This window comes from Pseudomonas sp. ANT_H4 (genome assembly GCF_008369295.1).
Lineage (GTDB): Bacteria > Pseudomonadota > Gammaproteobacteria > Pseudomonadales > Pseudomonadaceae > Aquipseudomonas.
On sequence record NZ_VOBG01000008.1, the window covers coordinates 63,662 to 84,000 of the forward strand.

The 20,339-nt window shown below is 59.8% G+C and carries 19 protein-coding genes and 2 pseudogenes; 13 read left to right on the top strand and 8 right to left on the bottom strand.

Features of this window, described 5'->3' with window-relative positions:
* The first annotated feature begins 106 nt into the window (after nt 1-106).
* Complete coding sequence (locus FQ182_RS12525; RefSeq protein WP_133099592.1) at nt 107-562, top strand: DUF721 domain-containing protein; 456 nt, start codon at nt 107-109, stop codon at nt 560-562.
* 63 nt (nt 563-625) lie between these two features.
* On the opposite strand, the gene FQ182_RS12530 is transcribed toward FQ182_RS12525, so the two are convergent.
* Nucleotides 626-2,104 carry a helicase HerA-like domain-containing protein gene (locus tag FQ182_RS12530; protein ID WP_149411964.1) on the bottom strand — a complete coding sequence of 493 codons (1,479 nt, stop codon included), beginning with the start codon at nt 2,102-2,104 and terminating at the stop codon, nt 626-628.
* A gap of 196 nt (nt 2,105-2,300) precedes the next feature.
* Here FQ182_RS12530 and FQ182_RS30910 point away from each other — a divergent pair.
* The 4 genes and pseudogenes from FQ182_RS30910 to FQ182_RS12545 all read left to right on the top strand — a co-directional run.
* Nucleotides 2,301-3,332 (top strand): annotated as a pseudogene (locus FQ182_RS30910) (cache domain-containing protein); the annotation flags it as partial.
* A gap of 93 nt (nt 3,333-3,425) precedes the next feature.
* Entirely contained in the window at nt 3,426-4,190 is a 765-nt protein-coding gene (locus tag FQ182_RS30915; RefSeq protein ID WP_371923881.1) for a methyl-accepting chemotaxis protein, read from the top strand.
* A 106-nt stretch (nt 4,191-4,296) separates the two neighbouring features.
* Nucleotides 4,297-4,803, top strand: a pseudogene (locus FQ182_RS12540) (glycosyltransferase); the annotation flags it as partial.
* A gap of 49 nt (nt 4,804-4,852) precedes the next feature.
* Nucleotides 4,853-5,314, top strand: coding sequence for a hypothetical protein (locus FQ182_RS12545; protein WP_149411962.1), 462 nt, complete (start codon nt 4,853-4,855; stop codon nt 5,312-5,314).
* Between the two features lie 6 nt (nt 5,315-5,320).
* Here FQ182_RS12545 and FQ182_RS30225 read toward each other — a convergent pair whose 3' ends face one another.
* Both FQ182_RS30225 and purU read right to left on the bottom strand, forming a co-directional pair.
* Complete coding sequence (locus FQ182_RS30225; RefSeq protein WP_149411961.1) at nt 5,321-5,512, bottom strand: hypothetical protein; 192 nt, start codon at nt 5,510-5,512, stop codon at nt 5,321-5,323.
* 81 nt (nt 5,513-5,593) lie between these two features.
* Nucleotides 5,594-6,442 (bottom strand): formyltetrahydrofolate deformylase, encoded by an 849-nt coding sequence (gene purU, locus FQ182_RS12555; protein WP_149411960.1) that lies wholly within the window; start codon nt 6,440-6,442, stop codon nt 5,594-5,596.
* Between the two features lie 351 nt (nt 6,443-6,793).
* Here purU and mvaT point away from each other — a divergent pair, with 351 nt between their 5' ends.
* Nucleotides 6,794-7,168 carry a histone-like nucleoid-structuring protein MvaT gene (gene mvaT / locus FQ182_RS12560; protein ID WP_008432352.1) on the top strand — a complete coding sequence of 125 codons (375 nt, stop codon included), beginning with the start codon at nt 6,794-6,796 and terminating at the stop codon, nt 7,166-7,168.
* 88 nt (nt 7,169-7,256) lie between these two features.
* Here mvaT and sbcB read toward each other — a convergent pair whose 3' ends face one another.
* On the bottom strand, nt 7,257-8,684 hold the full coding sequence (gene sbcB, locus FQ182_RS12565) for an exodeoxyribonuclease I (protein WP_149411959.1): 1,428 nt from the start codon (nt 8,682-8,684) through the stop codon (nt 7,257-7,259).
* Nucleotides 8,685-8,894: 210 nt separating this feature from the next.
* Between sbcB and FQ182_RS12570 the strand changes: the two genes are divergently transcribed.
* From FQ182_RS12570 to FQ182_RS12595, 6 genes are read left to right on the top strand one after another with little or no spacing between them, the layout of a single operon-like run.
* Entirely contained in the window at nt 8,895-9,587 is a 693-nt protein-coding gene (locus FQ182_RS12570; RefSeq protein WP_149412016.1) for an RDD family protein, read from the top strand.
* Nucleotides 9,584-10,564: a stage II sporulation protein M gene (locus tag FQ182_RS12575; RefSeq protein WP_149411958.1), complete on the top strand. Its 981-nt coding sequence runs from the start codon at nt 9,584-9,586 to the stop codon at nt 10,562-10,564. The genes FQ182_RS12570 and FQ182_RS12575 overlap by 4 nt, the downstream gene beginning before the upstream one ends.
* Nucleotides 10,551-12,080: a DUF4129 domain-containing protein gene (locus FQ182_RS12580; protein ID WP_149411957.1), complete on the top strand. Its 1,530-nt coding sequence runs from the start codon at nt 10,551-10,553 to the stop codon at nt 12,078-12,080. Before FQ182_RS12575 ends, FQ182_RS12580 begins: the two co-directional genes overlap by 14 nt.
* On the top strand, nt 12,077-13,234 hold the full coding sequence (locus FQ182_RS12585; RefSeq protein WP_149411956.1) for a DUF4350 domain-containing protein: 1,158 nt from the start codon (nt 12,077-12,079) through the stop codon (nt 13,232-13,234). Before FQ182_RS12580 ends, FQ182_RS12585 begins: the two co-directional genes overlap by 4 nt.
* Nucleotides 13,231-14,235, top strand: coding sequence for a MoxR family ATPase (locus tag FQ182_RS12590; RefSeq protein ID WP_149411955.1), 1,005 nt, complete (start codon nt 13,231-13,233; stop codon nt 14,233-14,235). Before FQ182_RS12585 ends, FQ182_RS12590 begins: the two co-directional genes overlap by 4 nt.
* A gap of 7 nt (nt 14,236-14,242) precedes the next feature.
* Nucleotides 14,243-15,574, top strand: coding sequence for a DUF58 domain-containing protein (locus FQ182_RS12595; protein WP_149411954.1), 1,332 nt, complete (start codon nt 14,243-14,245; stop codon nt 15,572-15,574).
* Between the two features lie 64 nt (nt 15,575-15,638).
* On the opposite strand, the gene FQ182_RS12600 is transcribed toward FQ182_RS12595, so the two are convergent.
* Nucleotides 15,639-15,998, bottom strand: coding sequence for a PilZ domain-containing protein (locus FQ182_RS12600; protein WP_149411953.1), 360 nt, complete (start codon nt 15,996-15,998; stop codon nt 15,639-15,641).
* Between the two features lie 234 nt (nt 15,999-16,232).
* On the bottom strand, nt 16,233-16,607 hold the full coding sequence (locus FQ182_RS12605) for a tol-pal system YbgF family protein (protein ID WP_149411952.1): 375 nt from the start codon (nt 16,605-16,607) through the stop codon (nt 16,233-16,235).
* Nucleotides 16,608-16,781: 174 nt separating this feature from the next.
* Here FQ182_RS12605 and pyk point away from each other — a divergent pair, with 174 nt between their 5' ends.
* Nucleotides 16,782-18,233, top strand: a complete 1,452-nt coding sequence (gene pyk / locus FQ182_RS12610) for a pyruvate kinase (RefSeq protein WP_149411951.1) — start codon at nt 16,782-16,784, stop codon at nt 18,231-18,233.
* Between the two features lie 133 nt (nt 18,234-18,366).
* Here the strand turns inward: pyk and FQ182_RS12615 are convergent, their stop codons facing one another.
* Both FQ182_RS12615 and FQ182_RS12620 read right to left on the bottom strand, forming a co-directional pair.
* Nucleotides 18,367-19,116 carry an enoyl-CoA hydratase-related protein gene (locus FQ182_RS12615; RefSeq protein WP_149411950.1) on the bottom strand — a complete coding sequence of 250 codons (750 nt, stop codon included), beginning with the start codon at nt 19,114-19,116 and terminating at the stop codon, nt 18,367-18,369.
* 28 nt (nt 19,117-19,144) lie between these two features.
* Nucleotides 19,145-20,077: an iron-sulfur-binding ferredoxin reductase gene (locus FQ182_RS12620; RefSeq protein ID WP_149411949.1), complete on the bottom strand. Its 933-nt coding sequence runs from the start codon at nt 20,075-20,077 to the stop codon at nt 19,145-19,147.
* Between the last annotated feature and the right edge of the window lie 262 nt (nt 20,078-20,339).

Here is a 20,339-nt window from a genome sequence, read left to right on the forward strand (position 1 = left end):
GAAGTTACTCATTGATTTAATGGATAAACTGCCTGTAAAGCAATGGCCGCAGCGGCGCAGACGCTTTCTGCTACCATGGCAGCTCTGTTACTCAAGGTGTCTGATCATGGCATTTCGCCCTCTTACGGCCCGTGCTCCCGCCGTGTTGCTTCGCGAAGCCAAGCCTTTAAAAGCCATCTTCGGCCATGCGCAACGCCTGGGCCATCTGCAACGCCTCGTGGACAGCCAACTGCAACCCGCCGCCCGCGAACACTGTCATGTGGCGTCGTGGCGCGAAGGCAACTTGCTGCTGATCGTCACCGACGGACATTGGGCGACCCGCTTGCGCTATCAGCAAAAACGCTTGCAGCGCCAGTTACAGGCTTTTGCAGAGTTCGCCAGCCTCACGCGCATCCAGTTCAAGGTACAGCCGCCTACCGTGCAGCAAGGCGCGGTGGGGCATACGATGGATTTGTCGGTGAATGCCGCTGAAACCATTCAGGCTACGGCGGACGGGATTACTGATCCAAACCTGCGCGCGGCGCTGGAGCGGTTGGCCAGTCACGCCAAGCCCAAGGCCTGAGGCTCACACAAGACAATGTGGGAGCTGCTTGCCTCCCACAATTGCCCGAGTCGGTCCGACTATTTATTTACGCTTGCTACCGCCGAGCAAAGACCCCAACAAACCCCGCACCAACTGTCGACCCATCTGATTGGCCGCCTGCTGCATTGCCGACTTCAACGCCTTGCCTGCCGTGGAGCCAAGAAAGGCTCCGGCCTTGTCGGTGAAGCTGGGTTCTTCAGTCGTAGGCTTGGCCTCATCGGTCGGCCCCAGTTCTTTGCGGGCCATTAATATTTCATAGGCCGATTCCCGATCAATCGGCTTGTCATAGCGCCCCAACAGCGGTGAAGCGGCTATCAGTGCGGCGCGCTCAGCTTCGGTCAACGGCCCGATCCGCGATTGCGGTGGCGCTACCAACACCCGCTGGACAACCTCCGGTGTGCCTTTTTCCTGCAGCGTACCCACCAGAGCCTCACCAGTACCCAACTCGGTCAGCACCGCCAGGGCATCGAAGGCCGGGTTCGGCCGAAAGCCGTCAGCCACTGCCCGCAAGGATTTCTGTTCCTTGGTGGTGAACGCCCGCAGGCCATGCTGGACTCGCAAGCCCAGTTGCGCCAGCACAGTGTCCGGCAGATCTCCCGGCGACTGGGTGACGAAATAAACGCCCACGCCTTTGGAGCGAATCAGCCGCACCACTTGTTCCAGGCGATCCTGCAGAGCCTTGGGCGTATCGGCAAATAACAAATGCGCCTCGTCGAAGAACAACGCCAATAGAGGCTTGTCGGTATCACCGCGCTCCGGCAACTGCTCGAACAACTCCGCCAACAGCCACAACAAGAACGTGGCATAGACCTTGGGAGACTCATGCACCAGTCGGCTGGCGTCCAGCAGATGAATGCGCCCGCGACCATCGCTGGTCGGTTGCAAGATATCTTCCAGTTGCAGGGCCGGCTCACCAAACAAAGCCTCGGCACCCTGCTGCTCAAGCACCGCCAGACGCCGCAACAGGGCCTGGCTGGAGCCGGTGGTCATCAGCGCCGCGTCTTCGCCCAGCAGTTGCGGGTTGTACTTGAGGTGATTGAGCAGTGCCTTGAGGTCCTTCAGATCCAGCAGCAATAGGCCTTCGCGGTCAGCGACTTTAAAGGCGGCATACAGGGTCGACTGCTGACTGTCGGTCAGTTCCAGCAAGCTGCCGAGCAACAGCGGGCCCATTTCGCTCAAGGTTGTACGAAGTGGATGACCGGACTGACCGTGGATATCCCACAACGTCACTGGATACGCCTTGGGGGTGTAATTAAGGAACGGCATACCGGCGATGCGCTCAGCGACCTTGCCCTGGGGATTTCCCGCAGCGCCCAGGCCACACAAATCACCCTTGATATCGGCGGCAAACACCGCGACGCCGGCATCACTGAATGCTTCTGCCAGACGCTGCAAGGTCACGGTCTTGCCGGTCCCCGTGGCGCCGGCGATCAGGCCGTGGCGGTTGGCCAGGCGCATGGCCTGGGAAATCGGTTGACCTTCCAGGTCTGCGCCAATAAGGAGTTGCGATGAGTCAGGCATTTTGTCACCCATGATTAATCTTTAGCACCGCACGGTCGATACACATATAGCGAGAGACCCAACAAGTCTAAAAAAACAGCTTGGATAGATCCTGCAGGAGCAGATGGAAATACCACACTTTTTTTGACGCTGCTATTTCGCGCGTTTCCAAAAGGACGCGCCTCGGACATTAAGACCTTAGCGGACCCTACAAGCCATGAATAAAAATCTGCGCTTCAGTCACAAAATCCTGCTTGCAGCCGCCCTTATCGTCATCGCAGCATTTGCGTTGTTTACCCTGTACAACGACTACCTGCAACGTAATGCGATACGCGACGACCTGAACAGTTACCTGCATGAAATGGGCGACGTCACCGCCAGCAATATCCAAACCTGGCTGGCCGGACGCATTGTCCTGGTAGAAAGCGTCGCACAAAACATCGCCATCAACCCGGAGCCGGCCACCATTGCCGGCTTGCTGGAACAGAAGGCCCTGACGTCGTCGTTCATGGCCACCTACCTGGGTGACAGCAAAGGCGTCTTTACCATTCGCCCCAACAGCAAGATGCCCGACGGCTTCGACCCCCGTGTTCGTCCCTGGTACAAAGGTGCACAGGCCAGCAACGGCTCAACGCTGACCGAACCCTATATCGATGCCGCTACCGGCCAATTGATCATTTCCATCGCCACCCCCAGCAGCAAGGCCGGACAAAGTGTCGGCGTGGTGGGCGGCGACCTGAGCCTGCAAACCCTGGTGGACAACATCGGCGCCTTGAACTTCGGCGGCATGGGCTATGCGTTTCTGGTCAGCGCCGACGGCAAAGTCCTGGTGCACCCGGATAAAAGCCTGGTGATGAAATCCTTGAGCGACGTCTACCCGACCCATACCCCAAAAATCAGCAGCGATTTCAGCGAAGTCGAGGTCGACGGCAAAACCAGTATCGTCACCTTTACCCCGATCAAGGGCTTGCCGTCGGTGAACTGGTACCTCGGTCTGTCGGTGGATAAAGACAAATCCTTCGCCATGCTCAGCGGATTCCGCACATCCGCGATTATTGCCACCATCATTGCGGTGGCTATCATCATCGCCTTGCTGGGCATGTTGATCCGTGTGCTGATGCAGCCGTTGCATGTCATGACCCGAGCCATGGAAGACATCGCCGATGGCGAAGGCGACCTGACGCGGCGCCTGACCATTCAGAACCACGATGAATTCGGCATCCTCGGCACGGCGTTCAACCGCTTTGTGGAACGGATTCACACCTCTATCCGCGAAGTATCCTCGGCCACCGAGCAGGTCAATGAAGTAGCCCTGCGCGTGGTCAGCGCCTCAAATTCGTCAATGGTCAATTCCGACGAGCAGGCCAACCGCACCAACAGCGTCGCCGCCGCCATCAACGAACTGGGCGCCGCCGCCCAGGAAATCGCCCGCAATGCAGCGCAAGCCTCTCATCAGGCCAGCGATGCCCGGCATTTGGCCGAAGACGGTCAACAAGTGGTCGAACGCAATATCAAGGCGATGAACCAGCTGTCCGAGATGATCAGCGCTTCCAGCAGCAATATCGAGGCGCTCAACAGCAAGACGGTGAACATCGGGCAGATTCTCGAAGTGATCACCAGCATCTCCCAGCAAACCAACCTGCTGGCGCTCAACGCAGCCATTGAAGCTGCACGGGCCGGTGAAGCCGGGCGCGGGTTTGCGGTGGTGGCCGACGAGGTGCGCAACCTGGCGCACCGGACCCAGGAGTCGGCGCAGCAAGTGCAGAAGATGATCGAGGAGCTGCAAGTCGGCGCCCGGGAGTCGGTCAGCACCATGAGCGAAAGCCAGCGCCACAGCCACGACAGCGTGGAAATCGCCAACCTGGCGGGAGAACGCCTCAACAGCGTGACCCAGCGCATCGGCGAGATCGACGGTATGAACCAATCGGTGGCCACCGCCACCGAGGAACAGACATCCGTGGTGGAGTCGATCAACATGGATATCACCGAAATCAACACACTCAACCAGGAAGGTGTGGAAAACCTGCAGTCGACCTTGCGCGCCTGTTCCGATCTGGAACAGCAAGCGGCTCGGTTGAAACAATTGGTGGGCAGTTTCCGCATCTGACCCGTTGCCGAAGCGGCAATCTGCCGCTTCGGCCGTCCAGCCAAATCCCAACCGAACATCTATCCTTGACTAAGGTCCACGGTAAGGAGAGCAATGGATCGGAGGGATGTTTATCGTGCATATCGCTGACATAACCATGTTCTACGCCCCAGCCAGCGGCGGCGTGCGCACCTATCTGGATGCCAAGCACCGACGCTTTGCGCTCAAGCCCCGTATTCGCCACAGCCTGTTGATCCCCGGCGCCCACTTGAGCGAACAGGACGGTGTGTTCAAAGTCCCTGCCCCCGCCCTGCCCTTCGGCAAAGGCTACCACTTCCCTCTACGCCTAGCCCCTTGGCGTAATGTCCTACACGACCTACAGCCCGATCTGATTGAAGTTGGCAACCCTTACCTGACCGCGTGGGCTGCGCTGGATGTGCGGCGCCAGCTGGATGTACCGGTGATCGGTTTCTACCACTCGAACCTGCCGCTGCTGGTGAGCAATCGCATGAGCAACTGGTTCACGCCTAACGTCGAAGCGTATGTCAGCAAACTTTATGGCAATTTTGACCGGGTCCTGGCGCCGAGCCAGGTGATGGCCGACAAGCTGACCGGGCTGGGGGTCGACAGTCTGCTGGGGCATTACCAGGCGGTGCTGGGCACACACCATCCGATGCTGGCCCATGGCTGAACCCGACAACGCGCCAGCGGTATTGCTGGTGCTGCACGATGTCGCTCCGCAGACCTGGGCCGATTACCGGCCATTCGTCGAGGTCGTGGATGCCCTGGGCAACGTGCCAATCACCTGGCTGATGAGCGAAGGCACTCGCCAGGCCTTGCGCCAGTTACCGCTGAGCTACACCAGTGATGCACAGTATTTGTATCGCCTCCCCGACTTCACTCCGGTAGCCGCTCCCGGCCTGGTATGGAGCGCACGAAGCGCGTGGCGCCGAGGGCTGTCGAAAATGCTCAGTGACCGTCGCGAACAGCGCTGGCAATACGAGCCGGTTATTCGCCTGGGCTTGCACCCGATGGACATGCGTCATGACTTCTCCCGCCGTTACTGGCTCGATACCCTGCGGCGGATGTTGAACGAAGGCCGACGACCATTGACCAAAGCCGCCTGGTTGGCGACACAGCCTTGATACGGCTTACCTGGCGAGTGGCGCACTATCAGACGCGGGAACCTCGATTGCTTCCTGCAATTGCTCCCACAATTGGGCTGCGCCAGGAAAGTCGGTTCCATCTTCCCCATCGAGAGCATCCGGGTCATAGCGACTCAAACAACCCTCGCCCAACGTAGCGGGCGCTCTGGAAGTGGCTTTATCGAGGGGGTCACTCATCGTCCAATCCTCAAATCAAAAAAAAGGGCCTGCAGCGATTTAACGCCCAGGCCCTTTACTCTTCAACCAAAACACGTCTAATCAGAACACTACTGTCTTGTTGCCACTCACCAACACCCGATCTTCCAGGTGATAACGCAAGCCACGGGCCAGGACCATCTTCTCGACATCACGGCCGAAACGCACCATGTCTTCGATGCTGTCGCTGTGGCTGACACGCACTACGTCCTGCTCGATGATGGGACCGGCGTCCAGCTCTTCGGTGACATAGTGGCAGGTTGCACCGATCAGCTTCACGCCCCGCAGGGAAGCCTGGTGATACGGCTTGGCACCAACAAACGAAGGCAGGAAACTGTGGTGAATGTTGATCACCTTGCCAGCGTATTCGCGGCACAGTTGCGGCGGCAGGATCTGCATGTAGCGCGCCAGTACCACCACGTCGGCCTCGTGCTGCTTGACCAGGCGCGAGACCTCGGCGAAAGCCGGCTCCTTGTTCTGCGGGTCGACTGGGACGTGGTAATACGGAATGCCGTGCCACTCGACCATGCTGCGCAGGTCGTCATGGTTGGAAATCACGCAGGAGATTTCACAGTCCAGTTCATCGCTGTGCCAGCGGTGCAGCAAGTCCGCCAAGCAGTGGGATTCGCGGCTGGCCATCAACACCACGCGCTTTTTCTGCTCCGTGTCGGTGATGCGCCAGGTCATCGAAAACTCTTCGGCGATGGGTGCAAATGCCTCGCGAAAAGCCTCAAGGCCAAAGGGCAGCGTATCGGCACGTATTTCGTGACGCATGAAAAACCAACCGCTGAGATTGTCCGAGTGATGGCTCGCTTCAGTGATCCAGCCGTTGTGGGAGGCCAGAAAGTTACTGACTTTAGCAACGATGCCAACCCGGTCCGGGCAAGCGATCACCAGCCGAAAAGTGCGCATTAGGGGGAAACTCCAGAACTTCGCAAAGGCCGCCATTCTAGCGATTGCGCAGAAAAACTGCAGTATTCCTCAACGCTTATTCTGCGCTGATAGCCTGGCCCGCCCCTTAGTAACGTAAGGCTTTTTACCTCGCTATATGTGAACACAAGCAGCTATTACCACAGTTAAGCGGGATTTAATGAGAATATCTTTAGCGGCTTGGACGTACTAATTAACTCAACCCCATGCTTTTCTCGCAAACATTCAAAGTAAATTACATAAAACCGACCTTAAATGTTTACTTGGGGAAACTGTCTGACTATTATTAGACCATTGTCCCTGTCACCCAGCGCCCTACATAAGGTAGTCCACATGTCCTTGATCAACGAATATCGTGCCACCGAAGAAGCTATCAAAGAGCTGCAAGCCCGTTTGAAGAATCTGTCCCAAGACGACAAACTGCAAACCGAGCTGGAATTCGAAGGCAAATTGCGCACCCTGATGGGCGAATACTCCAAATCCCTGCGTGACATCATCGCGCTGCTGGATCCGGATTCGAAAGTTAAAGCACCCCGTGGCGCCGTAAAAACTACCGGCACCAAGCGCGCGCGCAAGGTTAAACAATACAAAAACCCGCACAACGGCGAAGTGATTGAAACCAAAGGTGGCAACCACAAGACTCTGAAAGAGTGGAAAGCCAAGTGGGGCGGCGACGTCGTTGAAGGCTGGGCTACCCTGCTGGGCTAAGCCTCGCAAGGTCGCGACCTGATTCGCGAGACAATAAAAAACGCCAGCTTGCTGGCGTTTTTTATTGTCCGGATTTTCTTAAAACGGATTACAGACTCAAGCGCACACGCAAAGAATCGGCATATTCCTGCCATTCATCAAGCACCTGACGCTGAGCCGATGTAGCACTAACAGCCAACTCAAGCCTGGCCTGTTTGAAACTCTCAAGGGTATTGGGCGCCCCGTAGTCCGCGTCTGACAAACGTTGCTGACAGAAAAGCGTCCAGCGTTGTTGCTCTTCGCTATTCAAGGTCTCAGCAAAGTTGCGAGCGCGGTAACGAAATAATAATTCCGGTAACCGATGATCATCGAAAGGCCACTGCTGGCGTGCTAGTTGTACAGGTTCACAAGCTCTCACTTGTTCACATAAACGCCGATCACGATCACCGATAAAACCATCATAAAGCTGCTGTTCAGGGTCGGCACTCGACGCAAAATCTTCTTCGGCGTAAATCGCTGCCAATTTATCGCGCCAAAGTTCCTGTGCGTCAGTTAGCCGCAGCGCCCGAGCCTGATATTCATCCATATCCAGGTTCAAGCGTTGGCGATCCTCTGCCCGCAGCACATTCAAGGGCGCAACCACCGGGCAACGATTGATGTGCACCAACTTGAGTGGCACCGGCAACTCACCGTCGGCGAGGTCATCACGGCGGGTATACAGGCGTTGACGCAAGGTATCTGCGTCCAGGTCCAGCAACCCCTGGGGATCGAGCCCCAGATCACAAACGATCAAGGCGTTGCGATTGCGCGGATGCCAGGCCAGCGGCAGGACTACGCCGAGATAATGCCGCTCGGCAGAAAAGCGCCCGCAGATGTGCACCATTGGCTGTAACAACCTGACCTGGTCCATGACCCGCTGTTTGCTGCGTTGCTGAAACAGCCAGTCGTAGAGCTTGGGTTGTTTGTCACGAATCAATCGGGCCAGTGCAATGGTGGCACGCACATCGGACAAGGCATCGTGAGCCTGCCCATGGTCGATACCATTGGCCGCCGTCAGCCGCTCAAGCTTGAGGGTGACGCGGCCGTCCTGCTGTGGCCAGACGATTCCTTCCGGGCGCAGCGCATAAGCGGTGCGCACTACATCGATCAGGTCCCAGCGGCTATTGCCGCCCTGCCACTCCCGGGCGTAGGGGTCGAAAAAGTTGCGGTACAAACTGTAGCGCGTCATTTCATCATCGAAACGCAAGGTGTTGTAGCCGGCCCCACACGTACCGGGCGCAGCGAGTTCGGCATGCACCCGAGTCATGAAATCGGCCTCGGCCAAGCCTTTTTCCGCCAGTTGGCCGGGAGTGATGCCAGTGATCATGCACGCTGCCGGGTGCGGCAAAATATCATCGCTGGGTTGGCAATAGAGGTTGACCGGCGGCCCAACCTCATTGAGCTCAAGGTCAGTACGAATGCCGGCTACCTGCAGCGGGCGGTCGTTACGCGGGTTGATGCCAGTGGTTTCATAGTCGTACCAGAAGATAGTGGTCACGGGCTATTCCTGTGCTGAAGACCGACAAAGTCTAGGCGTTGAAAGGCGCCGGGGGCCAGCGCCATATGCACTGGATAAACATTCAGTGAAATGTTGGCGCAGTTTGAGGTGTTGCTTGTGCCGACGACACTGCTAGCATCCGTCTCTCTATTCGCCGGCTGCCCGCCAAGGTCGCCCATGCTCAACCGCTCCGCACTGCCAGGGAATGCGATGCCACCAGCACCACTGGACACCCGCTACCAGATCGAAACCCCGGAAGGTATCGACCTGCCGCTGCGCCCGGCCGGCCTGCTGCCCCGTGCGCTGGCGTTCGGTTTTGACCTGGGCTTGCGCGGCGTGATCCTTGGCATCCTGTTCACCGCCTTGGCCTTTCTCGGCAACCTGGGCATGGGCCTGGGTTCGATCCTGCTGTTCCTCGTCAGTTGGTGGTACATGGTGCTGTTCGAAGTCCTCAACCAGGGCTGCTCGCCGGGCAAGCAAATCATGGGCCTGCGGGTGGTGCAGGACGACGGAACGCCCATTGGCTGGGCCTCCTCGCTGATCCGCAACCTGCTGCGTTTCGTCGACATGCTGCCATTCGCCTACTTCCTCGGCGCAATCAGTTGCCTGCAACACCCCAACTTCAAGCGCCTGGGAGATCTGGCGGCAGGGACCCTGGTGATCTACCGCGAGCAGCCCCTGTCACGACCGCAACTACCAGAAGCACCGGCGTTGCGCCTGCCGTTTGCCCTTGACCTGAACGAGCAGCGGGCGATTCTCGCTTTCGCCGAGCGCCAGGGCGAGTTGTCCGCAGAAAGGGTCAATGAACTGGCCGCTATTCTCGCCACACCCCTGAACGTCTCCCCCGCTCGGGCAGTGGCGCAGCTCAATGGCGTGGCGCGTGGTTTGTTGGGGCCGGCATGAAGCAAAGTCTTTTCGAAACCCGTCACCAGCCCCATTGGCAGGCGTTTGCCGCCCAACTGACGGCGCTTGAACAAGGCAAGGCCAAGCATCAGGACCTGACGGGCTTCCCCCATGATTACCGACGTTTATGCCAACACCTGGCGCTGGCACAGGAGCGCGGCTACAGCAGCTACCTGGTGGACCCGCTGCAACAACTCGCCCTGCGTGGCCATCAGCAGCTGTACCGCCATCGCAGCCAGCTGGGCGCCAGCGTATTGAGTTTTGTGCTGGCCGGCTTTCCCCGGCTGGTCCGCGAACAGTGGCGCTTTGTGCTGGTGGCCAGCCTGCTGTTCTTTGGCAGCCTAATCGGCATTACCTTGCTGGTGTACCTGTTTCCCGACCTGATCTACAGCATCGTCAGCCCGCAACAAGTGGCCGAGATGCAGACCATGTACGACCCCGACGCCAGCCGCCTGGGGCGCGCCGCCGAGCGGGCATCAAGCGAGGACTGGATGATGTTCGGCTATTACGTCATGCATAACATCGGTATCGCCTTCCAGACCTTTGCGGCAGGCTTGCTGTTTGGCCTGGGCAGTGTGTTTTTCCTGTTCTTCAATGGGCTGATGATCGGCGCTATCGCCGGTCACCTGACGGAAATCGGCTACGAGCAAACCTTCTGGTCGTTTGTCATTGGTCATGGTGCTTTCGAATTAAGCGCCATCGCCCTGGCCGGGGCGGCGGGCCTGCAACTGGGCTGGGCGTTGATCGCCCCTGGCTCCCTGACCCGTGGCGAAGCCCTGCGTTTAGCTGCGCACAAAAGCGTACAGATGATCTGCGGCGTCATGCTGTTTCTGCTGATAGCAGCATTTATCGAGGCCTATTGGTCCTCCGCCACCAGCGTTGCGCCATGGATCAAGTACCTGGCGGGTGCCGCGCTATGGATACTGGTGGCCGCCTACCTGCTGCTCGCCGGTCGGAGTCGCCATGCGCCTGAGTGATGCCAGCGTGGTGATCCGCCCCCGAAGCTCTTGGGAAGCCATGGACCTGGGCGTGTTATTGGCCCGCGAGCACCGCATGCTGTTAATGAGTAGCTGGGCACTGGTAAGCCTGCCTGTTTTCGCCCTGCTCAGCCTCCTGCTGTGGGACTACCCAACCATCGCACTGTTGCTGTTCTGGTGGCTGAAACCTGCTTTCGACCGCCTGCCGCTGTATATCCTGTCCAAAGCCTTGTTCGGCGAAACACCCACACTCAAGCAGGCCTTGCGCCAATGGCCACGTCTGCTCAAGGGCCAACTGTTTGCCAGTTTGAGCTGGCGGCGCTTGAGCCTCAGTCGCAGCTTCGTAATGCCCGTAGTGCAACTTGAAGGCCTGGAGGGCCAGGCCCGACAACGGCGCCTGGGCATCCTGCAACAACGCAATGCCGGCGCCGCCCGCTGGCTGACGCTGATCGGCGTGCACCTGGAAATGGCGCTATGGATCGGCTTGATGGTGCTGTTCTATCTATTCCTGCCGCAACAGATCGAACTGGACTGGGACTGGCAGCAGCTCGCGCTCACTACCGGGGGTGACTGGCTCTGGCTGGAGCACCTGACCAATGCCTTCTACGCACTGATCCTGGTGTTCTGGGAACCGATCTACGTTGCCTGCGGTTTCAGCCTCTACCTGAACCGGCGCACGGTACTGGAAGCCTGGGACCTGGAGCTGATATTCCGCCGCCTGCGCCAACGCCTGGGTTCGGTAGCCACGGCTTTGTTGTTGGCGACAGGACTGCTATTGGTTCCGCCAACTCCCCGTGCGATGGCTGAACAGCCCGTGGACTCAAAAACCGTGAGCACTCAAGCCGCCAGCCAGTCGATCAAGGCGTTGCTGGAACAGCCCCCTTTCAAAAATCCGGAAACGCTCACCCGCTATCGCTTCGGCGACGACAAAACCACCGATAAAAACAAACCCGAGGGCGACGCCAAGCTGCCGGCCTGGTTGCAAGCGCTGCTGGATAACCTCAACAGCAACTCCTTCAAGCATCTTGCCCTGGGCCTGGAAGTACTGCTTTGGGGCTTGCTGTTGGGGGCCATAGCCCTGGTGATCTGGCGCTATCGCGACTGGTTGCGCACCTTTGTCAGCCAGCGTAGCGCGCACAAGCCCAAGGCCATCAAACCCGCTCCCGCTCAACTGTTCGGCCTGGAACTGGGCACCGAAACCCTACCCGACGACATCGCCAGCACTGCCGAACAGCTCTGGCCCACGCAGCCCCGGGAAGCACTCGGTTTGCTCTATCGCGGCTTGCTCAGCCGGCTGCTGCATGACTTCAACCTGCCGCTGAAAAGCGCCGACACCGAAGGCCAAGTCCTGGAGCGCATCCGCCAGTTGCAACAACCGCAGTTGCTGGCCTTCAGCGATGACCTGACCCAGCATTGGCAAAACCTCGCCTATGGCCATCGCCTGCCCCCCGCGCTGGTGCAACAGCAGCTGTGCAGCCACTGGCGCGCCTTGTTCGGTTCCGGAGCTGTGCAATGAACCGGCTACTGCTCTGGGTAGGCTTGCTGCTTGGTTGCCTGTTGGCGGCCGGTGGTTTCTACGCCTGGCACAAGGCGATTCCCTACGAGGAAGTGGTGGATCGCGGCCCATCGCCTGAAGCCCAGGCCAATTCCTACCTGGCGGCGGAACACTTTCTGCGCCAGCAGGGCCTGACGGTCGAACACGCCAACAGCCTTGAGCGCCTGGCCAGCCTGCCGCCCAAAGGCAACAGCCTGTTATTGCTGGGTGAGCGCAGCAGTATGACGCCGCGCCAAGTCGATCAGTTGCTACAGTGGACCAAGGCCGGCGGCCATTTGTTGCTGGTGGCCGAAGCCATGTGGGATGAAGAAACCGAGACCAGCGGCGATCTGCTGCTGGATCGCTTGCAGTTGCGACAGACCTTCAGCGATGGCTTCGACGAGCCGGCGCTCGCCAGCAAGCACAAGGCCCCCGACCTGACACGGCTCTATGTCGACAACGAAACCGCCCCGGCTTTTTTCAGTTTCGACACCGACTTCAACCTCACCGACCCCAAGCACCTGGCACAGTTCTCGGCCAACAGCGCCAAGTCCAGCCACCTAATGCAACTGGACCTCGGCCACGGCAGCGTCACCGTAATCACCGACAGCGAACTGTGGAAACCCCCGGACATTGGCCTTCACGACAACGCCTGGCTGCTGTGGTACCTGAACCAGGGCCGTGACGTCACACTGCTGTTCAACAGCGATGTCGATGACCTGTTCAGCCTGTTGTTGCGCTACTTCCCCCAGGCGCTGGTGGCGCTCGGCGCGTTGATTGCACTGGGAGTGTGGCAATCGGGCATGCGCCAGGGGCCGATCCAGGCACCCGCGCCCAAGGCTCGCCGGCAGTTGCAGGAACACTTGAACGCCAGCGCCGATTTCCTGCTGCGCCGCAGCGGGCAGAACAGCCTGTTGCACGCCCTGCAACGCGACATCTTGCGCACCGCCCGGCGCCGCCACCCTGGATTCGAACACCTCGACACCGCCGAACAGTGGCAGGCCCTTGAACGCCTGACCCGTCAACCCACTCTCATCATCAGCCAGGCCATGGGTCCACTCCCGGCAAAGCGGCTCTCCAGCGCCGACTTCAGCCGCCATGTGGCCTGCCTGCAAACTCTCAGGAATGCCCTATGAGCGATTTTCCAGCGGACCCATCCCTGACGGCCGATGCCGAGCCATCCCGCCAGCGCGCCAGCCAACTGGCCCAGGCACTGCGCATCGAGTTGCGCAAAGCGGTCATCGGCCAGGACGCAGTAATTGATGATGTCCTCACCGCGCTGATCGCCGGCGGCCACGTGTTGCTCGAAGGGGTTCCGGGCCTGGGCAAGACTTTGCTGGTGCGCGCCCTGGCCCGCTGCTTTGGCGGCGAATTCGCACGTATCCAGTTCACCCCGGACCTGATGCCCAGCGATGTCACCGGGCATGCCGTGTACGACCTGCACACCGAACAGTTCAAGTTGCGCAAGGGGCCGTTGTTCACCAATTTGCTGCTGGCCGACGAAATCAACCGCGCCCCGGCGAAAACCCAGGCGGCGTTGCTTGAAGCGATGCAGGAGCGCCAGGTGACCCTTGAGGGCGAAGCCCTGCCCATCGGGCAACCGTTCATGGTGCTGGCCACCCAGAACCCGATTGAGCAGGAAGGTACCTACCCTTTGCCTGAGGCCGAACTGGATCGCTTCATGCTCAAGGTCCGCATGGACTACCCCCAAGCGCAGCAGGAACTGGATATGGTTCGCGAGGTAACTCGCTCACCCCGGGCCGACATGCTCGACGTACAGCCACTTCGTACCGTGCTGCACGCCGAAGACGTGCTGCTGTTGCAACAGGTCGCCAGTGAGCTGGCACTGGATGAGCAGGTACTCGACTACGCCGTGCGCCTGGCCCGCACCACCCGCAGTTGGCCCGGCCTGACCATCGGCGCCGGCCCACGGGCATCCATCGCCCTGGTGCGCGGCGCAAGGGCCAGAGCCTTGCTGCGTGGCGGCGAGTTCGTGACCCCGGATGACGTCAAGGGCTGCGCCCTGGCGGTGTTGCGCCATCGGGTGCGCATTGCCCCGGAGCTGGACATAGACGGGCTGGAGGTGGACCAAGTGCTCAAGCAACTGCTGGACCAAGTGCCGGCGCCACGGCAATGATCCGCCCATGAAGCCCACTCGCCTGCTGCTGATCTGGCTCGGTGTGCTGCTGGGGTTGAGCATCGTGCTCGGCACCTTCGCGGCCCTGCAAGTCGACGTGCCGGACACGCTGCACTCAATGGTCTGGGGCCTGCTCCTGGCCCTGTTGCTGCTGGCCCTGCTGGACGCCAGCCGCCTGAAGCGCCGCCCCTCCCCGCGAGTACAACGGCAAATGCCGGGTAGCCTGGCCCTGGGTCGTTGGGGCGATGTGCGGATCACCCTGGAACACGACTACCCAGAGCCACTGACCCTGACGGTGTTCGATCACGTGCCCGAAGGCTTGAGTGTGGAGAATCTGCCCCAGTCCATTGCCCTGCGGCCCGGTGAACACAGTGAATTGAGCTACCGCCTGCGCCCATTGAGGCGCGGGCACTTCAGCTTTGAGCGCTGCGAAGTCCATCTCCCCAGCCCCCTAGGCCTGTGGTCGGCACGACGCCATGTACAGGTCAAGGATATGACACGGGTCTACCCGGATTTCGCCCGTCTGTACGGCGCGCAGTTACTGGCCGTAGACAACTGGCTCAGCCAACTCGGCGTGCGCCAGCATCAACGTCGTGGGCTAGGCCTGGAGTTTCACCAGTTACGGGAATTTCGCGAGGGCGACAGCCTGCGCCAGATCGACTGGAAAGCCACTGCCCGGCAACGCACGCCGATTGCCCGGGAGTATCAGGATGAGCGTGATCAACAGATCGTATTCATGCTCGATTGCGGCCGGCGCATGCGCAGCCAGGACGTCGAACTGTCCCATTTCGATCATGCCCTCAACGCCTGCCTGCTGCTCAGCTACGTCGCCTTGCGCCAAGGCGATGCCGTGGGCCTTTGCACGTTCGCCTGCGACCAACCGCGTTACCTGGCGCCGGTCAAGGGTAGTGGCCAGCTCAACCTGCTGCTCAACGCCGTGTATGACCTGGACACCACCCGGCGTACCGCCGATTACCAGGCGGCCGCCAGCCAACTGCTGGCCCGGCAAAAACGTCGGGCGCTGGTGATCGTGGTGACCAATTTGCGGGATGAGGACGATGAGGAGTTGCTGACGGCAGTCAAACGCATCAGCCGCCAACACCGGGTGTTGGTGGCCAGCCTGTGGGAAGAAGTCCTCGACCAACTGCGCCAGGCACCGGTACAGACCCTGCCCGAAGCCCTGGCCTATTGCGGCACCGTCGATTACCTCAATGCGCGGGAAGAACTCCATGACCGCTTGAAAGCCCAGGGCCTGGCCGTGTTGGATACTCGCCCTTCAGAACTGGGAGCTGCCCTGGTGACGCGCTACCTGGGCTGGAAAAAAGCCGGCGCGCTATGAACCCGGCGCACGGCCCAGGCTTTCGGTACAAACACCGAAACTCGGCTGACAACGCGCACGGTTCCTAGGCTGAAGCCTGCAAGGGATCAAAGCTGAAGTACTGCAACAGCGCGTTGATCAGTTGCCCATACTCAACAGGCGCCTGCAACACACTGAACCCCGAGTCGTATTGCTGGGGGTTGATATCTTCATGGCTCCACAGGCAGGTCGCCGTGAGGTCAATGGCATGCATATCGCCCTCGGGCCCGGGGATCTTCAAGCGCAGCTCGAAATCCACGTCGACCATCATGGGCAATTGGCTGATTAACATCAGCCCCTCCTCGGAGACGTCGCCCAAGTAGCCAATAGGCTTGTCCGTGAGGCGGTTGAACACTCGCAGAAAGCAGGTTAATTGATGCCGTTTGATCCGTCGGTTAGTAAACATGGTGAGTTTGCCATCCAATGACCATGACTCTGGCCGCTCCAGTGATTCGGAACGGGTCGGTGATGCCAACAACCCGCTCTCCCTGGATCTCGGTGCGACAACAGCAAGGTACTTTGTCACTTTACAGCTGCCGAATCCGGATCCTGCATCCATTTGAATAGAAAGTTGTACAAACAGACTTTCAAAGATTAGTTCAAGTCTGGTAAGGGACCAGCTATAAAATGGCAAATATCATCACAATGCTGCTGGCCTAGGCTGCGCGGCACTTGCACCGGGGTAATGCCCCAGTTGCTGCAGGGTATCCAGTCGCGCACGAGCGCGGAACGCGTATTCGCTGGTCGGGTACTGGCTGATGATGAATTGGTAAGTTTGCACCGCATCAACAAACAGTTTTTGCCGTTCCAGGCACTGGCCGCGCAGCATCGAGACCTCCGGTTGCACGTAGCGACGGGAACGACTCTCACGGTCGACCTGGGACAACTCAAGGGTGACCCGCGCACAGTCGCCGACGCCATAGGCACGATAGGCGTTGTTCAAATGGTGGTCCATCGACCAGCGGGTGCAGCCGACAACACTGACGGCAAGGGCAGCAATGATCACAATTCGCATGGGGGTTCTCCTGTCTTGTGCAATGTATCGACCCGTGCGCAAAAATCTTCAAGATTGATCGTTTATACAAATAGCTGGAAACAAGTGAATCGCCGATAAGTAGTGCAAACGAACAATGACTACAACCAAAGAGCATAGTAGCCTTCCTCAGTCCTTGAACTCAGGAGTCCGTGCATGTCCGTCCGTCGTACCAAAATCGTCGCCACCCTTGGCCCGGCCAGTAACTCGCCGGAAGTCCTCGAACAGCTGATTCTGGCTGGCCTGGACGTTGCCCGTCTGAACTTCTCCCACGGCACCCCGGACGAGCACAAGGCTCGCGCCAAGCTGGTACGTGACCTGGCCGCCAAGCATGGCCGCTTCGTCGCACTGCTGGGTGACCTGCAAGGCCCGAAAATTCGTATCGCCAAATTCGCCAACAAGCGAATCGAGCTGAAAGTCGGTGACAAGTTCACCTTCTCCACCAGCCACCCGCTGACCGAAGGCACCCAGGACATCGTCGGCATCGACTACCCGGATCTGGTCAAGGATTGCGGTGTCGCTGACGAACTGCTGCTCGATGACGGCCGTGTGGTCATGCGCGTCGATACTGCGACCGCTACCGAACTGAACTGCACCGTGCTGATTGGCGGCCCGCTGTCGGATCACAAAGGTATCAACCGTCGCGGTGGTGGCCTGACCGCGCCAGCGCTGACCGAGAAAGACAAGGCCGACATCAAGCTCGCCGCCGAAATGGAAGTGGACTACCTTGCGGTATCCTTCCCGCGCGACGCTGCCGACATGGAATATGCCCGTCAACTGCGCGACGAAGCCGGCAGTACTGCCTGGCTGGTGGCGAAGATCGAACGCGCCGAAGCCGTGGCCGACGACGAAACCCTCGACGGCCTGATCAAGGCTTCCGACGCCGTAATGGTTGCCCGTGGCGACCTGGGCGTAGAGATCGGTGATGCCGAGCTGGTGGGCATCCAGAAGAAGATCATCCTGCACGCACGCCGTCACAACAAAGCGGTGATCGTCGCGACCCAGATGATGGAGTCGATGATCCAGAACCCGATGCCGACCCGTGCCGAAGTGTCCGACGTGGCCAACGCCGTGCTCGACTACACCGACGCCGTGATGCTCTCGGCTGAAAGTGCCGCCGGTGCCTATCCGCTCGAAGCAGTCCAGGCGATGGCGCGCATCTGCGTCGGCGCTGAAAAGCACCCAACCAGCAAAACCTCCAGCCACCGCATCGGCAAGGTGTTCGAAAGCTGCGACCAGAGCATCGCCCTGGCAGCCATGTACACCGCCAACCACTTCCCCGGTGTGAAGGCGATCATCGCCTTGACCGAAAGTGGCTACACGCCGTTGATCATGTCGCGCATCCGTTCCTCGGTGCCGATCTACGCGTTTTCCCCGCACCGCGAAACCCAGGCCCGCGCGGCCATGTTCCGTGGTGTCTACACCGTACCGTTCGACCCGGCTTCGTTGCCGCCTGAGCAAGTCAGCCAGGCAGCGATCGACGAGTTGCTCAAGCTCGGTGTCGTGGAGAAAGGCGACTGGGTCATCCTGACCAAGGGCGACAGCTACCACACCATCGGCGGCACCAACGGCATGAAGATCCTGCACGTTGGCGACCCAATGGTCTGAGTGACACGCTGAAAAACAAAAGCCCCGCCATGTGAATGGCGGGGCTTTTTGCTTTTCTGCCTCCGGACAACCTGTGGCGAGGGGGCTTGCCCCTCGCCATAGAAACACCACTTGTCACAAGATGTGCTCACCGTCAGCGCTTGCTGATAAACCCCGACAACGCCGCAATCGCCTCAGGCGATTTCAGCCGCTGGGTAAACAACGCACCCTCCTCTTCAATCACCTTGCGCAACTGTTCGCGATCCACGCTTTTCATCAGTTGTTTGCTGACCTGCACGGCACCGGGAGCCAAGGCTTCGAAACGTTCGGCCACCTCCCTCGCCTTGGTCAAGGCAGCTTCACCACTGCCCAACGCTTCAGTGGCGATGCCCCAGGCGGCAGCCTGCTCACCGGTGAACCCTTCACCCAACAGCAACAACTCAGCAGCTTTCGCATGCCCCAACAGCCGCGGCAGGATCAGGCTGGAACCAAACTCCGGACACAGCCCCAGGTTGACGAACGGCATGCGCAAGCGGGCGTCGCGGCTGACGTACACCAGATCACAATGCAGCAGCATGGTCGTCCCAATGCCTACCGCCGCGCCAGCCACCGCAGCAATCACCGGCTTACGGCAGTTGAGCAAGCTCTTCATAAAGTGAAACGGCGGGCTGTCGAGGTCGGTGGGCGGTTGTTCGAGGAAGTCGGCGATGTCGTTGCCGGCGGTGAAGCACTCGCTGCTGCCCTGGATAAGCACCGCATTGATGGTGACATCGGCATCGGCCTGTTCCAACGCGTCAGCCAGTTGGCTGTACATGGCGCGGGTCAGGGCGTTTTTCTTGTCCGGGCGGTTGAACTGCAGAATCAGCAGCCCGCGTTCGCGCTGCAGCAGGATGGCGTCGGTCATGGCAAGTCTCGCAGATAAAAATCAGCGTTCAACCACGGGGCAGGAACACGTCGGCCAGCAGTTGATTGCGCGGCAACCCCGCCAGGAACAAGCGTTTGGAAAAAGCCTCGACGCTGGAAGGGTGCCCGCAGAGTAAAGCCAGGGTTTGCCGGGAAACAAGCCGCAGTTGCGCCAAAGCCTGCGTCAACTCAGCCGCCGTCCATAGCTCGATCGTCAGGTTGGGGTGGGCGGCGGCCAGCGACGCCAGGGGCTCGGCCAAATAATGGCCCTCGGCATCATGGGCCAGGTGAATCACCCGGATGACGCCCTGATGATCCTGGCGCAACGCCTCGCGAAGCACACCCCATAACGGTCCCAAACCGGTACCTGAGGCCAGCAGCCAGAGTGGTCGCGCTTGCCAGTCTGGATCGTATTGCAACGCACCACCACGCAGTTCGCCCAGGCGCAAACTGTCGCCGACTTTGAGTTGCCGGGCGGCATCGCTGAACTCGCCGGGCAGGCGACAATCGAGGTGAAACTCCAGGAACGGGTCTTCCAGGGGCAGGCTGGCCAGGGAATAGGGCCGGGCGATCGCACCGGCCCACAACACCAGGTGCTGCCCGGCCCGGTAACGCAGGCTGCGCCCAGGTTGCAGGCGCAAGCGCAGTACCGCCGGGCTCAGCCAATCAACGCTCAGTACCTCAGCCGGCAGACCGTCACGCAGCGGATCAAAGGTTTCGATCTGCACGTCGCCCATGACCTGACACTGGCAGGCCAAGCGCCAACCGTCCTGGCGTTGCGCAGGGCTCAGCGCACCAGGCTGATTGTCCTGAACCTCGCCCAGGCAACGCACCAGGCAGGCATGGCAACTTCCGGCGCGGCAACTGTAGGGGACGGCGACACCGGCCTGGTTCAGGGCATCCAGCAGGTTGCTGCCGGCGGGGACCGACCAGTGGCGTTCGCCGGCGTGCAGTTCAGACATGAAACGTTCTCAAATGTAGGAGCAAGCTTGCTCGCGATGGTTGCTAACGATAACGCGGGGTGCCTGACGAAACCCACCAGATTCACGCTTTTCGCGAGCGAGCTCGCTCCTACCATTAATCGGGCCCGGCATCCATGACCATAGTCGGGTGTATCAGCCACCGCGCCGGGTTATACTGCCGCGCCTTTTTAGCGTCGCGTCAGCACTACCCCAGCACTACCTGCCGACGTGCCTTGGAAAGGTGTCTTCAGACGACCGATGC

Bases quoted from the DNA above. Each gene is read 5' to 3' on its own strand.
- FQ182_RS12585 (WP_149411956.1), top strand. From the start codon at position 12,077: ATGAACCGGCTACTGCTCTGGGTAGGCTTGCTGCTTGGTTGCCTGTTG.
- FQ182_RS30225 (WP_149411961.1), bottom strand. From the start codon at position 5,512: ATGAGTGACCCCCTCGATAAAGCCACTTCCAGAGCGCCCGCTACGTTG.
- pyk (WP_149411951.1), top strand. From the start codon at position 16,782: ATGTCCGTCCGTCGTACCAAAATCGTCGCCACCCTTGGCCCGGCCAGT.
- FQ182_RS12605 (WP_149411952.1), bottom strand. From the start codon at position 16,607: ATGCGAATTGTGATCATTGCTGCCCTTGCCGTCAGTGTTGTCGGCTGC.
- FQ182_RS12595 (WP_149411954.1), top strand. From the start codon at position 14,243: ATGAAGCCCACTCGCCTGCTGCTGATCTGGCTCGGTGTGCTGCTGGGG.
- FQ182_RS12570 (WP_149412016.1), top strand. From the start codon at position 8,895: ATGCCACCAGCACCACTGGACACCCGCTACCAGATCGAAACCCCGGAA.
- FQ182_RS12545 (WP_149411962.1), top strand. From the start codon at position 4,853: ATGGCTGAACCCGACAACGCGCCAGCGGTATTGCTGGTGCTGCACGAT.
- FQ182_RS12580 (WP_149411957.1), top strand. From the start codon at position 10,551: ATGCGCCTGAGTGATGCCAGCGTGGTGATCCGCCCCCGAAGCTCTTGG.
- FQ182_RS12615 (WP_149411950.1), bottom strand. From the start codon at position 19,116: ATGACCGACGCCATCCTGCTGCAGCGCGAACGCGGGCTGCTGATTCTG.
- FQ182_RS12620 (WP_149411949.1), bottom strand. From the start codon at position 20,077: ATGTCTGAACTGCACGCCGGCGAACGCCACTGGTCGGTCCCCGCCGGC.
- mvaT (WP_008432352.1), top strand. From the start codon at position 6,794: ATGTCCTTGATCAACGAATATCGTGCCACCGAAGAAGCTATCAAAGAG.
- purU (WP_149411960.1), bottom strand. From the start codon at position 6,442: ATGCGCACTTTTCGGCTGGTGATCGCTTGCCCGGACCGGGTTGGCATC.
- FQ182_RS12575 (WP_149411958.1), top strand. From the start codon at position 9,584: ATGAAGCAAAGTCTTTTCGAAACCCGTCACCAGCCCCATTGGCAGGCG.
- FQ182_RS30915 (WP_371923881.1), top strand. From the start codon at position 3,426: ATGGTCAATTCCGACGAGCAGGCCAACCGCACCAACAGCGTCGCCGCC.
- FQ182_RS12600 (WP_149411953.1), bottom strand. From the start codon at position 15,998: ATGTTTACTAACCGACGGATCAAACGGCATCAATTAACCTGCTTTCTG.
- FQ182_RS12530 (WP_149411964.1), bottom strand. From the start codon at position 2,104: ATGCCTGACTCATCGCAACTCCTTATTGGCGCAGACCTGGAAGGTCAA.
- FQ182_RS12590 (WP_149411955.1), top strand. From the start codon at position 13,231: ATGAGCGATTTTCCAGCGGACCCATCCCTGACGGCCGATGCCGAGCCA.
- FQ182_RS12525 (WP_133099592.1), top strand. From the start codon at position 107: ATGGCATTTCGCCCTCTTACGGCCCGTGCTCCCGCCGTGTTGCTTCGC.